The organism is Allosphingosinicella sp. (genome assembly GCF_036570505.1).
Taxonomy (GTDB): Bacteria; Pseudomonadota; Alphaproteobacteria; order Sphingomonadales; family Sphingomonadaceae; genus Allosphingosinicella.
In genome coordinates, this window is record NZ_DATCYB010000031.1 from 48,849 (window position 1) to 63,061 (window position 14,213).

The 14,213-nt window shown below is 66.3% G+C and carries 14 protein-coding genes; 8 read left to right on the plus strand and 6 right to left on the minus strand.

Annotated features, from left to right (window positions below):
* Nucleotides 1–2 precede the first annotated feature (2 nt).
* Together nadB and VIR62_RS02440 are read right to left on the minus strand one after the other, a co-directional pair.
* On the minus strand, nucleotides 3–1,613 hold the full coding sequence (gene nadB / locus VIR62_RS02435; RefSeq protein WP_431868396.1) for an L-aspartate oxidase: 1,611 nt from the start codon (nucleotides 1,611–1,613) through the stop codon (nucleotides 3–5).
* Nucleotides 1,606–2,541 (minus strand): ABC transporter ATP-binding protein, encoded by a 936-nt coding sequence (locus VIR62_RS02440; protein WP_431868397.1) that lies wholly within the window; start codon nucleotides 2,539–2,541, stop codon nucleotides 1,606–1,608. The genes nadB and VIR62_RS02440 overlap by 8 nt, the downstream gene beginning before the upstream one ends.
* Nucleotides 2,542–2,689: 148 nt before the next feature.
* Between VIR62_RS02440 and VIR62_RS02445 the strand changes: the two genes are divergently transcribed.
* The 6 genes from VIR62_RS02445 to VIR62_RS02470 are packed head-to-tail and all read left to right on the plus strand — an operon-like array spanning nucleotide 2,690 to nucleotide 6,988.
* The gene (locus VIR62_RS02445; protein WP_431868399.1) at nucleotides 2,690–3,592 is read left to right on the plus strand and encodes a hypothetical protein; all 903 of its coding nucleotides are present in this window, start codon (nucleotides 2,690–2,692) and stop codon (nucleotides 3,590–3,592) included.
* Between the two features lie 44 nt (nucleotides 3,593–3,636).
* On the plus strand, nucleotides 3,637–3,843 hold the full coding sequence (locus VIR62_RS02450) for a zinc-finger domain-containing protein (RefSeq protein ID WP_431868401.1): 207 nt from the start codon (nucleotides 3,637–3,639) through the stop codon (nucleotides 3,841–3,843).
* A 19-nt stretch (nucleotides 3,844–3,862) separates the two neighbouring features.
* Nucleotides 3,863–5,290 carry a metalloprotease TldD gene (tldD, locus tag VIR62_RS02455; protein WP_431868403.1) on the plus strand — a complete coding sequence of 476 codons (1,428 nt, stop codon included), beginning with the start codon at nucleotides 3,863–3,865 and terminating at the stop codon, nucleotides 5,288–5,290.
* Complete coding sequence (locus VIR62_RS02460) at nucleotides 5,287–6,243, plus strand: PLP-dependent cysteine synthase family protein (protein ID WP_431868404.1); 957 nt, start codon at nucleotides 5,287–5,289, stop codon at nucleotides 6,241–6,243. Before tldD ends, VIR62_RS02460 begins: the two co-directional genes overlap by 4 nt.
* Nucleotides 6,240–6,779, plus strand: a complete 540-nt coding sequence (locus tag VIR62_RS02465) for a DUF924 family protein (RefSeq protein ID WP_431868406.1) — start codon at nucleotides 6,240–6,242, stop codon at nucleotides 6,777–6,779. Before VIR62_RS02460 ends, VIR62_RS02465 begins: the two co-directional genes overlap by 4 nt.
* Entirely contained in the window at nucleotides 6,779–6,988 is a 210-nt protein-coding gene (locus tag VIR62_RS02470) for a DUF2007 domain-containing protein (RefSeq protein WP_431868407.1), read from the plus strand. The genes VIR62_RS02465 and VIR62_RS02470 overlap by 1 nt, the downstream gene beginning before the upstream one ends.
* Here the strand turns inward: VIR62_RS02470 and VIR62_RS02475 are convergent.
* The 3 genes from VIR62_RS02475 to VIR62_RS02485 form a co-directional block, all read right to left on the minus strand.
* Complete coding sequence (locus VIR62_RS02475; protein ID WP_431868409.1) at nucleotides 6,960–7,373, minus strand: TIGR01244 family sulfur transferase; 414 nt, start codon at nucleotides 7,371–7,373, stop codon at nucleotides 6,960–6,962. The genes VIR62_RS02470 and VIR62_RS02475 overlap by 29 nt on opposite strands.
* Before the next feature lie 2 nt (nucleotides 7,374–7,375).
* On the minus strand, nucleotides 7,376–9,139 hold the full coding sequence (recQ, locus tag VIR62_RS02480; RefSeq protein WP_431868411.1) for a DNA helicase RecQ: 1,764 nt from the start codon (nucleotides 9,137–9,139) through the stop codon (nucleotides 7,376–7,378).
* A gap of 104 nt (nucleotides 9,140–9,243) precedes the next feature.
* Nucleotides 9,244–11,061: an ABCB family ABC transporter ATP-binding protein/permease gene (locus VIR62_RS02485; RefSeq protein ID WP_431868413.1), complete on the minus strand. Its 1,818-nt coding sequence runs from the start codon at nucleotides 11,059–11,061 to the stop codon at nucleotides 9,244–9,246.
* Nucleotides 11,062–11,165: 104 nt separating this feature from the next.
* Here VIR62_RS02485 and VIR62_RS02490 point away from each other — a divergent pair, with 104 nt between their 5' ends.
* A complete protein-coding gene (locus tag VIR62_RS02490) occupies nucleotides 11,166–11,465 on the plus strand; it encodes a hypothetical protein (RefSeq protein ID WP_431868415.1) in 300 nt (99 codons plus the stop codon).
* Here the strand turns inward: VIR62_RS02490 and VIR62_RS02495 are convergent.
* Entirely contained in the window at nucleotides 11,462–13,543 is a 2,082-nt protein-coding gene (locus VIR62_RS02495; protein ID WP_431868417.1) for a TonB-dependent receptor plug domain-containing protein, read from the minus strand. The genes VIR62_RS02490 and VIR62_RS02495 overlap by 4 nt on opposite strands.
* 201 nt (nucleotides 13,544–13,744) lie before the next feature.
* Between VIR62_RS02495 and VIR62_RS02500 the strand changes: the two genes are divergently transcribed.
* The coding region (locus VIR62_RS02500) for an SDR family NAD(P)-dependent oxidoreductase (RefSeq protein ID WP_431868419.1) at nucleotides 13,745–14,213 on the plus strand (469 nt) is incomplete at its 3' end.

Sequence of the window (14,213 nt, forward strand, 5' to 3'; positions counted from 1 at the left end):
GATCAGCTTTCCGGCGTCAGCACCGTGTCCAATGCCTCGGGCAGCATGCCGGGATAATCGAGCGTGTAGTGGAGGCCGCGGCTTTCCTTGCGCGCCAGCGCCGAGCGGACGATGAGGCCGGAAACCTCGACAAGGTTGCGGAGCTCGATGAGGTCCGGCGTGACGCGGAAATTGCCGTAATAATCCTCGGTCTCCTGCCGTAGCAGGTCGACGCGGTGGAGGGCGCGTTCGAGGCGCTTGGTGGTGCGGACGATGCCCACATAGTCCCACATGAAACGGCGTATCTCGCGCCAGTTATGGTGGACGACCACTTCCTCGTCGGAGTCGGTGACGCGGCTTTCGTCCCAGGGGCGGATGGGCGGCGGCGGGGGCAGATCATTCCAGCTGGCGTTGATGTGCCGGGCGGCGGCGAGGCCGAAGACCAGGCATTCGAGCAGGGAGTTGGAGGCCATGCGGTTGGCGCCGTGGAGGCCGGATTGGGTGACCTCGCCGGCGGCATAGAGGCCGTGGAGATCGGTCCGGCCGTCGAGGTCCACCATCACGCCGCCGCAGGTGTAATGGGCGGCCGGCACGACGGGGATCGGCTCCTGCGTGATGTCGATGCCGATGTCCGGCCGCGCCAGCCGTTCGGCGATGGTCGGGAAATGGTCGAGGATAAAGGTCGGATCGCGATGGCTGATGTCTAGGTGGACATAATCGAGGCCCAGCCGCTTCAGCTCGTGGTCGATGGCCCGGGCGACGATGTCGCGCGGCGCGAGTTCCTCGCGCCGGTCGAACTCCGGCATGAAGCGCCGGCCTGAATCGGGGCCCGTGCCGGGTATCTTCAGAAGCGCCCCTTCGCCGCGCATCGCCTCGGTGATCAGGAAGTTCTTGACGTCATGATGGTACAGGCAGGTCGGGTGGAACTGGTTGAATTCCATGTTCGACACCCGGCATCCCGCCCGCCACGCCATGGCGATGCCGTCGCCGGTGCTGCCGCGCGGGTTAGTCGAATAAACCCACGCGCGGCTGGCGCCACCGGTGGCGAGGATCGTGGCGCGGCCGGTGAACAGCTCGACCCGCCCGCTCCGCCGGTTGACCGCATAGACGCCCCAGACGCAATCCTCGCACTTGCCGTTGGCGGCGTGACGGCCGGTGACAAGGTCGATGGCGGCCATGTCGGGGACGAGCGTGATGTTGGGATGCTGGGCGGCCGCCTTCTCCAGCGCCTGCTGGACCGCCCATCCGGTGGCGTCGGCGACGTGAACGATGCGGCGGTGGCTGTGCCCGCCTTCCCGCGTCAGATGCCAGCGCTCGGACTCGCCGGGATTAAAGGGCACGTTCAGCTCCGCGAGCCGCTCGATCGCGGCCGGAGCGTTCTCGACGACGAATTCGACGGTGCGTCGGTCGTTGAGCCCGGCGCCGGCGATCATCGTATCCTCGATATGGCGTTCGAACGTGTCGCCCGCCTCCAGCACGGCGGCAATCCCGCCCTGCGCGCGGGCGGTTGAGCCTTCCGAAAGAGCGCCCTTGGCGAGGACGGCGACTTGCAGGTGCTGGGCGAGATTCAGCGCCGCGCTGAGCCCCGCCGCGCCGGACCCGATGACGACCACGTCATAGGCATGGTTAGCCATGCGCGTTGGCGGCCCGGGTGAGGTTCAGGAACACATCCTCCAGGTCAGCCTCGCGAGTGGATACGTCGACGATGCCGAGTCCGTCGCGCTGGAGGGCGGCGAGCACCTCGCCGGCATTCACCCGGTCCTTCCTGTAGGTGATGGCGAGGGTCCGATCGGCGATGATCTCGATCTTGTCGAAGCAGGACGCCTCGGGGACATGGTCGAGATCGCGGTCGACCGTCACTTCCACCGCCTTCTCCTGCGCCATCCCGACCAGCGCGCGAGTCGGCTCGTTGGCGATGACGCGGCCATTATTGATGATGGCGATGCGATCGCACAGCTCCTCGGCCTCCTCCAGATAATGGGTGGTGAGCACGATGGTAACGCCCTGGGCATTGAGGCTCCTGACATAGTTCCAGAGCTGCTGGCGAAGCTCGATATCGACGCCGGCAGTAGGCTCGTCCAGCACCAGGATCGGCGGCGAATGGACCATCGCCTTGGCGACAAGCAGTCGCCTCTTCATGCCGCCGGAAAGCGTACGCGAGTAAGCGCCCGCCTTGTCCTCAAGATGGACGGCGCGGAGCAGCTCCATCGTCCGCCGTCGCGCCTTTGGCACGCCGTAGAGACCCGCCTGCTGGTCGAGCGTCTCGGCCGGCGTGAAGAAGGGATCGAACAGGATCTCCTGCGGGACGATGCCGATCGAGACCTTGGCGTTGCGCGGATGCTGGTCGATGTCGAAGCCCCAGATCGAGGCGGTGCCGCCGCTCTTGTTAACGAGGCCGGCGAGGATGTTGATCAGGGTCGACTTGCCGGCGCCGTTCGGGCCGAGCAGGCCGAAAATCTGTCCGCGCGGAACGTCGAGGCTGACCCCGTCCAGCGCGCGCTTGCCGCCGGCATAGGTTTTCTGAAGGTCGTGGATGCTGATCGCGGGGAAGGTCTCGGCCATGCCGCACCGCATAGCGGCCTTCCGGGCGGCGGGGAAGCGCGCCGCCGATCGGCCCGACGAGCGCCTTTTCGATCAACCGCCATGAGCTTTCGACGGCGGCCCTGCGTCCACCCGGGGTCGCGGTCTATCATCGCCCGGGAGGTATCGGATGGCGAAACGGCTGTTCAGACTTGGCGCACTGCTCGCGGCATCGCTTATCGCATCGGTCGCGGAGGCGGCCGTGGCGGGCGACGCCCCGGATAACGAAATTGTCGTGACGGGTCTGCGCGAGTCCGAAGCAGCCGCGGCCGAGTTCGTCGGGGCGATCAGCGTCGACCACGACAATCAGATCGCCCGCTTTGAAGGCAGCATATGCCCGGCCGCCTTCGGGCTTCCCGGGGGCGAGAAGTCGGCGGTGGAATCACGGCTGCACGCGGTGGCGGAGGAGGTCGGCATCGAAGTCGGACGGCCGGATTGTCGTCCCAACCTGGTCGTCATCGTCGCTGCGGACCCAGTCGATTTCATCCGAACGCTCCACAGGAAGCGGCCCGGGTTGTTCCGTGACGCCGAACGAAGGGACATCGCGCGGCTGACGGCGGCGTCGACGCCCGGCCAGGCCTGGCATCTCCTCGAGAGACGCGAGTCGGATGGCCGCCGCGCGGAGCATTTCGTCGATACGCGCGGCGAGTTCATGGATGCCCATCTGACGCCGAGCCATCAATTCTCCCGTCTCAAGAAATCGATGCGGCCTGCTTTGACGCTCGCCTTCGTCGTTATCGACCTCGAGTCGGCCAAGGGGCTGACAGTCCCCCAGCTGGCCGATTACTGGGCGATGCGAACCCTCGCCATGACTCGTCCCGGCACCGCAGTCGCGGCGGAGGGCCGATCCATTCTCGGCCTCTTCGACGACAGACGCGCAGGCCGCGCTCCGGCGCAATCGCTCACCGCCCGGGACCTGGCCTATCTGAAGGCGCTCTATTCGACCAGGAGCGTGTCGACGGCCGCCCAGCAACGCGCGACCATGGCCCGCATCGCCGCGCGAGAGCTGGCGGGCCGGATGCACGAGCGCTGAGCGAACGGATTGTCGGCCGTGCCCGCCATTGCTAAGGGCGTGGCATGACAGACGACCCTTTCACGCCCGAGATCAGCTACGTTCCCACCCCCCGCGTCGCCTGCGACGGAGCGACCGACATTTCGCCCGCGCTTGGCCACCCGCGCGTCTGGCTGCAGATCGACGAGAAGGGCTTCGTCGACTGCGGCTATTGCGACAAACGCTTCATCCTGAAAGGCGGCCCCGCCGACCGGGGTGCAACGAAGGCGTAACGCCCCTATATCGGCGGACATGAACAGTCTCGCCGACCCCCGCCGCTTCCTTTACCGCAATGATCTGTCGCCCGAGGCCGCCCAGCGGCTCACCGCCGAGGCGCTCAAGCGCTGCGACGATGGCGAGCTTTATCTCCAATATACGGCGTCGGAAGCTTTCGGCTTCGACGATGGCCGGCTGAAGACGGCCGACTTCAACACCCATGCCGGTTTCGGCCTACGCGGCGTCTCCGGCGAGACCACCGCCTTCGCCCACGCCAACGACCTGTCGGAGGCCGCCATCCGCCGCGCCGCCGAGACGATGGCTATGCTCGATCCGGCCAAGGGCGCCAAGGCTCCGCCGCCACGCCGCACGAACGTCAATCTCTACACCGACGCCGATCCCCTGAGCCTCGTCCCGTTCGCGAAGAAGGTCGCGCTTTGCCAGCAGGTCGACGCCGCCGCCCGTGCCCGGGACCCGCGTGTGGTACAAGTGTCGGTGTCGCTCTCTGGGTCATGGAGCGTGATCGACATCGTCCGCGCCGATGGTTTCGTCGCCCATGACGTTCGACCGCTGGTGCGTCTCAACGTCCAGATCGTGGTCGAGCAGAATGGGCGGCGCGAGACCGGTTTCCATGGCCTCGGCGGGCGCAACCTCTACGACAATCTGTTCGAGCCGGGGACCTGGAACCGCGCGATCGACGTCGCACTCGCCCAGGCATTGGTGAACCTCGAATCCGTCGCGGCGCCAGCCGGCGAGATGACGGTGGTGCTCGGCCCCGGCTGGCCCGGCGTGCTGCTCCACGAAGCGATCGGTCACGGCCTCGAAGGCGATTTCAACCGCAAGGGCACCTCGGCCTTTTCCGGCCGCATCGGCGAGCGCGTCGCGGCGCCGGGCGTGACCGTGGTCGATGACGGCTCGATCGGCTGCCGCCGCGGCTCGCTGACGATCGACGACGAGGGCACGCCGACCCAGTGCAACACGCTCATCGAAGATGGCATCCTCAAAGGCTATATCCATGATCGACTGAACGCCCGTCTGATGGGCGTGGCTCCGACCGGCAACGGCCGCCGCGAGAGCTTCGCCCATGCGCCTATGCCCCGCATGACCAACACCTTCATGCTCGGCGGCCAGGACGATCCGGGCGAAATCCTTCAGCGCGCGAAGAACGGCATCTACGCCAAGAGCTTCGGCGGCGGCCAGGTCGATATTACCAACGGGAAGTTCGTCTTCTCCTGCACCGAAGCCTACAAGATCGAGAACGGCAAGCTCGGCGCCCCCATCAAGGGTGCGACCCTGATCGGCGACGGTCCCTCTGTGCTCACCCGCGTCAAGGCGATCGGCAACGACATGGCGCTCGACGAAGGCATCGGCATCTGCGGCAAGGGCGGTCAGTCCGTTCCCGCCGGCGTCGGACAGCCGACCCTGCTGATCGACGGAATCACCGTCGGCGGCACCGCGGCGTGAGCGAGGCGCCCGCGACCATCCTGGATCGCATCGGCGACACATCATTACTGCCCTTGCGCCACGTCGTTCCGGCGAACGGCGCACGCATCCTGCTCAAGCTCGAAAGCGAGAACCCCACCGGCAGCATGAAGGACCGCCAGGCGCTCGCCATGATCGAAGCGGCGGAAGACGACGGGCGGCTCGGACCGGACGGATCGGTCGTCGAATATACGGGCGGCAGCACGGGTGTGTCGCTGGCGCTGGTCTGCGCGGTGAAAGGACATCCGCTGCATGTCGTCACCTCCGACGCCTTCGCGCGCGAAAAGCTCGACCATATGCGGCTGCTGGGCGCGAGGCTCACGATCGTTCCCAGCGAAGGCGGAGGGATGACCGGCAAGCTGACGCGAGACATGATCGAGGCGGCGCGCAGCATCGCCCAGGACACCGGCGCCTATTGGACCGACCAGCTCAACAATGAGGATCAGCTCTCCGCCTATCATCAGATGGGCGAGGAGCTCTGGACCCAAACGGGCGGGCGCATCGACGGCTTCGTCCAGAGCGTGGGCACCGCCGCCTCGTTGCGGGGCATCGCCGCCGCGTTGCGCCGCCACCACGGAGCCATCGATATCGTCGCCGTCGAGCCGGCCGAGTCCCCCGTCCTTTCGGGCGGTGAGACGGGCGCCCACAAGATCGACGGCGTGGGCGCGGGTTTCGTCGTGCCGCTGTGGCGGGACGACATCGCCGACCGGATCGAGCGCGTCTCCACTGACGAAGCCGTTGCAATGGCGTTCCGACTGGCGCGAGAGGAGGGGCTGTTCGCGGGCACGTCCACCGGCGCCAATGTCGTCGGCGCCCTGCGCCTCGCCGAGCGGCTCGGACCGGATGCGACGGTGGTCACCGTCATGTGCGACACGGGCATGAAATATCTTGAGGGCTATGGAGCCCGGCTGGACGAAGGAGGCGCAGTAACGTGATCGTGGAAAACTGGACTGACGAGGTCCTCGATTTCTGGTTCGGGCTGACGCCGGTACAATGGTGGCGGGACGACGGCCTCGACACGCTCATCCGCGAGCGGTTCGAGGACCTTTGGCGGGAGCAGCGCACCCAGCCGGCTCAAAGCTTCCTCGGCTCCCCGCGGGAAGCGCTGGCGGCGGTGATCCTGTTCGACCAGTTCCCGCGCAACATGTTTCGCGATCACGCCGACAGCTTCGCGACCGACCATCTGGCGCTGGCGATTGCCAAGGCGGCCATCGAGCGGGACTATGACGAGGGGATGGGCCAGCCCGAACGCGGGTTTCTCTACATGCCCTTCCAGCATAGCGAGGATCTGGACGATCAGCAGCGCTCGGTCGCCCTGTTCACCGATCTGGGCGATACCGAGCAGCTCCGCTATGCGAAGCTCCACCACGACGTCATCGAACGCTTCGGCCGCTTTCCCCACCGCAACGCCACGCTCGGCCGGACCCCGCGCCCAGACGAGACCGCGGCCGGCGACGTTGTGCCCTGGTAATGGCGCTGGTCGAAGCCGCCCGTTTCCATAATGACCTCGAGGCCGACTTGGCGCGCTCGCGCCTCGCGGCCGAAGGCATTGACAGCGTCCTCTTCGACGTCGGCATGTCCTGGGTGGGCGCGGCGATCCCGGTTCGCCTGATGGTGGACGAGGCCGACGAGGATGAGGCGCGGCGGCTGCTCAGCCGAGATAGGGACGAATGGGTGTGAGGTCGTAGCCGGCCTCGGCGGCTTTCCTCACGATCGCGCCCGCATCGTCGCCCTTCCGGGCGCGAGCCAGCGCCCAGAGATAGGTGGAACGCGTGCCCGAACGGCAGAAGGCGAGCACCTTGCCGTCCGAGTCATCGAGAACCTCGCCCATCGCCTGAACCTGGTTGGCCGACAGGCCGGAGCTTCCCACCGGGATATGGCGATAGTCGAGGCCAGCCGCGCGCGCAGCCTCCTCAACCTCGGCGCTGGAGGGCTGGCCGGGCTCCTCGTCGTCCGGCCGATTGTTGACGATCATCGCCACCCCCGCGGCTTTCAATTCCGCCACGTCGGAGGGCTGGACTTGGCCGCCGACCAGCGTGCGTTCGTCGAGAGTGCGCATCAGCATGGCTATCCCTCGTGCGCCGCAACGACATCCACGAAAGCCTGTCCGTAGCGCTCCAGCTTGGCGGCGCCGACGCCGGAGAGGTTGGCGAGCGTGCCCAGGGTCGTGGGCTTCAGCTCCGCCATCTCGCGAAGCGTGCTGTCGTGGAAAACGACATAGGGCGGTACGCCCGCTTCCTTCGCCAGATCGCGCCGGCAGGCGCGCAAGGCCTCGAACAGCGGATCGCCTTCAGGATTGGGAACGCGTTCGCCCCGGCGGCGCTGGCGCTTGGGTGGGAGGACGAGTTCCATCGGCTCCTCGCCCTTCAGAATCGGACGGGCCGCCGGACCGAAGGAGAGACCGCCATATTCGTCGGCTCTCAGTGCATCACGGGCGAGCAGGGCCCGCGCCACCGGCTTCATCAACGCCAGCTCCGCCTCGTCGGCGATGCCGAACACCGACAGGCGATGGTGGCCGAAGCCGTGAACCTTGTCCGTCTCCTTGCCGGCCAGCACGTCGACGAGATGGGTGATACCGAAGCGCATTTCGGTGCGGAAGGCGGCGGAGAGCAATTTGCGCGCCGCCTCGGTCGCGTCGACGGTCTCGGGCGGTGAGAGGCAATTGTCGCAATTGCCGCAACGCGCCGGCGGCTCTTCGCCGAAATGGCTGAGGAGAAGCGCCCGGCGGCAGCCCGCCGTTTCGACGACGGCGGAAAGCGCGTTCAGCCGGTCCCTTTCGCCCTGCTTCCGATTGTCGGGCACCTCGAGCTCGATACGTCGGCGGGCGCGCGAAAAATCCTCCGCGCCCCAGAAGAGATGCGCTTCTGCCGGGTCGCCGTCACGTCCGGCGCGGCCCGTTTCCTGATAATAAGCCTCGATCGACTTGGGGATGCCAGCATGGGCGACGAAGCGTACGTCCGGCTTGTCGATGCCCATGCCGAAGGCGATGGTGGCGACGATCACCATATCCTCCGAACCGACGAAGGCGGCCTGGTTGCGCGCCCGAATGCGGGGATCGAGACCGGCATGGTAGGGAAGCACCTTGCGCCCGGCAGCGCCGAGTTGCTCGGCCAACTTCTCGGTCTTGTCACGGCTGGTCGTGTAGATGATGCCCGGCCCATGCTGCTCGCCGAGCAAAGTCTTCAACTGCTTCGCGACGCCGTCGCGCGGCCTAACGTGGTAGCGGATATTGGGCCGGTCGAATCCGGCGACGATCAGGCCGTCGGCCGGGATGCCGAGCTGGATGAGGATGTCCTCGCGCGTCTGCCGATCGGCCGTCGCGGTGAGGGCGAGGCGGGGGACGTCCTGGAAGCTGTCGAGCAATGGCCGCAGCAGCCGATAGTCTGGCCGGAAATCATGGCCCCATTCCGAGACGCAATGGGCCTCGTCGATCGCGATGAGGGAGAGTGGAATTCGACTTAGGAGGTTGCGGAAGCCCTCGCCCGATGCGCGCTCCGGCGCGACATAGATGAGATCAAGATCGCCCGCACGGAGGCGGGAAATGGTCTCCTGCCGATTGTCATCCGCAGACGTCAGCGCGGCCGCCTTGATGCCGAAGCCGTCGGCGGCGCGGATCTGGTCGTGCATCAGCGCGATCAGCGGTGAAATGACGAGCGCGGTCCCTTCCCGCGCCAGCGCCGGCACCTGATAGCAAAGCGACTTACCCGCCCCCGTCGGCATGACGGCGAGCGTATGCTGCCCCGCCATGACGCGCTCGATGACGTCGGCCTGGACACCGCGGAAGTCGGTGAAGCCGAAGGTGCCGCGTAGGATGGAAATGGGGGCAGTCACGCGACAACCCTAACCGTTCCTCCCGAGCGAAGTCGAGGGGCGCTGGCACGGACTCATCGCATACGCACCTCGACTTCGCTCGGACGAACGAGTCTGGCGAGTTCCTACTCCGCCGCCTCGGCTTCTTCCTCTTGCTCGCTCTGCTGCCTCAGCCACATCTCGGTGTAGAGGCCGCGCTTGACGAGGAGCTGGCGGTGCGTGCCGCGTTCGACGATGCGGCCGCCGTCGAGGACGACGATCTGGTCGGCGTCGACGACGGTCGAGAGGCGGTGGGCGATGACGATGCTGGTGCGGCCGTGCTCGATGTTTCGGAGCGTCTCCTGGATCGCGGCTTCGGTGCGGCTGTCGAGGGCGCTGGTCGCCTCGTCGAGGATCAGGATCGGCGGGTCCTTGAGGAGCGTGCGGGCGATGGCGACGCGCTGCTTCTCGCCGCCCGAAAGCTTCAGGCCCCGCTCGCCGACCTTTGAATCATAGCCATCGGGCAGGTCCAGGATGAAGTCGTGGATGGCGGCGCCCCTCGCGGCTTCCTCGATCTCCACCTGTGTGGCGCCCTCCCGGCCGTAGCCGATATTGTAGCCGACCGTGTCGTTGAACAGCACGCTGTCCTGCGGAACGATGCCGATCGCGGCGCGCAGGCTAGCCTGCGACACCTGCGTGATGTCCTGGCCGTCTATGGTGATACGGCCGCCAGTCGCCTCATAGAAGCGGAAGAGGAGCCGCGACAAGGTCGACTTGCCCGCGCCCGAGGGGCCGACGACGGCGAGCATCGTGCCGGGCCGGACGTCGAGGTCGATGCCCTTGAGGATCGGCCGGTCGGGGTCGTAGCCGAACTCGATGTTCTCGAAGCGGACATGGCCGGCGGCGACATGCAGGTTGGGCGCGCCCTCGCGGTCTACCACCTCGGCGGGGGTGTCGATGATGCCGAACATCTGCTCCATGTCGATGAGGCCCTGGCGGATGTTGCGATAGACCCAGCCGAGCATGTCGAGCGGGCGGAAGAGCTGGGCGAGCAGTGTGTTGACCAGCACCACGTCGCCGGTGGTGAAGCGGCCGGTCGACCAGCCCCAGACCGTGTAGCCCATCGCGCCGGCCATCATCAGATTGGTGATCAGCGACTGGCCGATATTGAGCCAGGCGAGCGAGCTCTCATTCTTGACCGCGCTGTCGGCATAGGTCTGCATCGCCTTGCCGTAGCGCTGGGCTTCGCGGTCCTCGGCGGTGAAATATTTGACGGTCTCGTAGTTGAGCAGGGAATCGACGGCGCGGGCGATGGCCTGGTTGTCGATCTCGTTCATCTCGCGGCGAAGCTTGGTCCGCCAGTCGGTGACGATACGAGTGAAGGCGATGTAGACAACGACCATCAAAAGCGTGGCGACGACGAGCCCCGGGCCGAACTCGATCTGGAAGATGATGCAGACGACCAGGACCTCGACCAAGGTCGGCGCAATGTTGAACAGCAGGAAATAGAGCATGGAATCGATGCTCTTGGTGCCGCGCTCGACGATCTTGGTCAGCGATCCGGTGCGCCGCTCCAAGTGGAAGCGCAGCGACAGGTCGTGGATGTGTCGGAATACGTTTTCCGCCAGCCGCCGCGCCGCGTCCTGCCCGACCCGCTCGAAGATGGTGTTGCGGACATTGTCGAAGAAGACGCCGGCGAAGCGCGCGCCGGCATAGGCGACGACCAGCGCCGCGGCGAGCATGACCGCCGGATCGACGCTGTCCGACATTCGATCGATCGCGCCCTTATAGGCGTAGGCCGTCGCGAACGTCGCGCTCTTGGCGAGCAGCACGAACAGCAGCGCGACCACGACACGGGTCTTGAGCGCGGTCTCGCCCGCCGGCCACAGATAGGGAAGGAATCGGCGGATCGCGGCCCATCCCGCTTGCGGGCTGTGGGGTGGGTTCGTCGTTTCGGGCGGCATCTTCGTCTAAATAGGCATGCCGTTCGCGCCGACCAAGTTATGCAGGCGAAACATCAGGAACCGCAATGTCCTCCAACGGTTGGTTAGGCGAAGGAGCGGAGGCGATGATGGGCCCGGCATTTTACGTGATGGCGATACTCGGCTGCGGCGAGGCGGATACCGCCTGCGAGCCCGTGGGCGTGACCGAGCAAATGTATCAGAGCATCGACGCCTGCACCGAGGCCACGCCGGATGCGGTCAGCCGCCACAGCGACCTCGCCTATCCGGTGGTCGTCGCCCAGTGCCAGCCGGGTGACCGCTCGATCTCCTACAAAATCCTGCCGCACGAAGTGGAACTGCCCGCGCCGGAACGCGACCCGCAGTTCCGCCGCGCGACCCTTCGGAAGGGCTCCGCCCGAATCTAGATATTGCCGCTGATCGCGACGGTGAAGACCGGACCGTAGAAGCGGTCGCGGCTTTCCGTGAACAGCAATCCGTTGGTGCGCCGGCCGTTGTAGAAGCTGCGGTCGAACGCCTCGTTGGTGCCGAGGATGTTGTCGACGCTGCCCCGCACCGTCAGGCCCATCACATTCTTGTGCTCGACGAAAACCTCGACTTCGCCGGGCGTATTGAAGAACTGGAATTTCTGGTCGAGCCGGAAGCCGGGTGTCTGCGCGAAATGGTCGATGCCCCAGCCATAGGCCCAATCCGTCTGCGGCACGTCGTGGCGGAAATTAATCGCTACCTGGCGAAACGCGTTCTCGTTGATCTCGCGGAAGAGGCCGGTGAGCGGGTCCTTCAGCCGCGTCTTCTCGAACTGCAGGTCGAGGTCGATCTTGGCGCCCTTCCAGCCGATCGGGTCGAAGTTGAAGGTGCTCGTCCAATGGACGCCGTAGAGGGTGGCGCTGTCGAGATTGCCGGGCGCCTGGCCCGCCTCGCCGATCGGAACGATGTCGACGATGTCGGTGATCCGGCTGCCGTAAAGCCGCGCCGTCGCCGTGCCCCAGGCGCCGAGATTGCGCGTCGCCTCCAGCTCCAGGTTCCAGCTTTGCTGGGGCACCAGGTTGACGTTTCCGGCATCGGTCGTGCCGCCGCTGACATTGGCCGAGGCGACGAAGTCGAAGAAGTCGAGCTGCCCGACTTCACGCTCCAGCTTGACGCTGAGGTCGAGCAGCGGCGAGGCCTTCCAGGCGAGCGAGACGAAGCCCTTGGGGCGGACGAACTTGCGGGTAAGGCCCGCTTCGCCCGACTGGCTCAATATTGAATATTCGGCACCGGCCGATGTCTGGAGCGTGAGGCTGGGGCTCAGCGGCCGGCCATAGCTGAGCGCAGCCTCGGCCCGCTTCTCCTTCACCGTGGCGACGGAGTTGGGAAAAGCGACCGGAACCCAGTCGCCGGCGGGGTTGAGGGTGAAGAGCTTGTTCTCGATGTCGAGAATGTTGAGCGCGCCCTCGCCGGAGACCTGCCAATCGGCCCCGCCCGCATTCCAGCGATATTCGCCGCGCCCGATCGTCTCGGCCTCGTCGGCGACCTGATCGAACCGGTCCCCCTGGCGCGGACGCCCGTCGGCGAAGTCGATCACCAGCTCCTGCTCGAAAGGACTGTGCTCGAAGCGGCGAAGGCCGATGAGCTTCAGGCGGCCGTCGCCGAGACCGAACTCATAATCGCCGCCGAGCTCGTAATTCCACTCGCGCTCCTGTTCGTGAAGACGGCGGTCCCGGTCGGGCTGGCCGGCGCCGCTGCGGAGCGACTTTTCGTCGATGTCCTGGTGGAAGATGCCCACGGCGCCGTTGAGGTTGAGGATCGAGCCGCCCGCCGTTTCGCGCTTGAGGCTGCCGCTGATCCGGGGTCGCTCACCATAGACGTAGAGCACCTCATCGCGCCGGTCGATGATCGTGCGGTCGGGAGTGAAGACGATCTCCTGCCCGGCATTGCCGTTACGGAAGCTGTCGTTGGCGAGGCTCAGCGTATAATCGAACCCGGCCGCCTTGCCGCTCACCGACACCTCGCCATTGGTGAGGCGCGCCTCCGTCCGCCGCGCGCGTATCTGCGGACGCCAGGCGAAGGACCCGCTGACGCCCGTCGACGCGGTGATGATGTTCGCCACCTGTCCGGAAAGGCCGGGCACGTCGAGCGTGGCGCCGTCGACGATGTCGATGCGGGTGACGTTCGCCGCCGAGATACGGCCGAGCTCCGTCACGACGTCGTTCGACTTGCCGGAGAAGCGCTGGCCGTTGATCAGTACGTTCGCCGTCGCCTGGCCGAGGCCGCGACGCTCTTGATCCTGCTCTTCGATGGTGAAGCCCGGCACCTGGCGCAGCATGTCGAGCGCCGTCCGGGGCGAGAAGCGGGTGAAATCCAGGGGCGTATAGCTGCGGGCGGCTTGGGTCGTGGCGGGCAGGGTAGAAACGCGAGGCGGCGCATCGCCGCCTTCCTCTTGGGCGAGCGCCGGCGCCGCGACAAGCGCGGTGCTCGTGATCAGCCATGTCGCAAGAAACCGCATATCCTGCCCCACCTGCCTTCCGCTGTGTTAGTGCTGCAAAGCACGCAGAACGGCGAATGTCCACCGCCGCACGAGCCATTTTTCGACAAAGGCCGAAAGCCCTTAGACGAAGGACAGGCGTTACTCCGTCGTCGTGGCGAGGAACCGGCGCCGGGCGCGCCAGTTTGTCACGCGAGTGCCCGTTCGCAAAGGAGCAGCGCCATGGCCGACGGCGACACCATCGACATGATCCACGAGGACCAGCTCCCGGGCCACGAAAGCGAGCTGGAGCCGAAGCCGGACTGGGAGCCGCGCTATCCGGGCTCGGGCCGGCTCAAGGACAAGGTCGCGCTCATCACCGGCGCCGACAGCGGAATCGGCCGGGCCGTCGCGGCACTGTTCGCCCGTGAGGGCGCCGACATCGCCATCCTCTATCTGTGCGAGCATGACGATGCTGCGAAAACCAGGGACATCGTCGAAAAGGAAGGGCGCAAGGCGATTACCATAGCCGGCGATATCGGCGACAAGGATTTCTGCGACCGCGCGGTCGCCGAGACTGTGGAGAAGCTCGGTGGGCTCGACATCCTCATCAATAATGCCGGCGAGCAACATCCCGACGAGGACATCACAGAGATCACCGAGCAGCAGCTTCGTCGCACGTTCCAGACCAACGTCTTCGGCATGTTCTTCA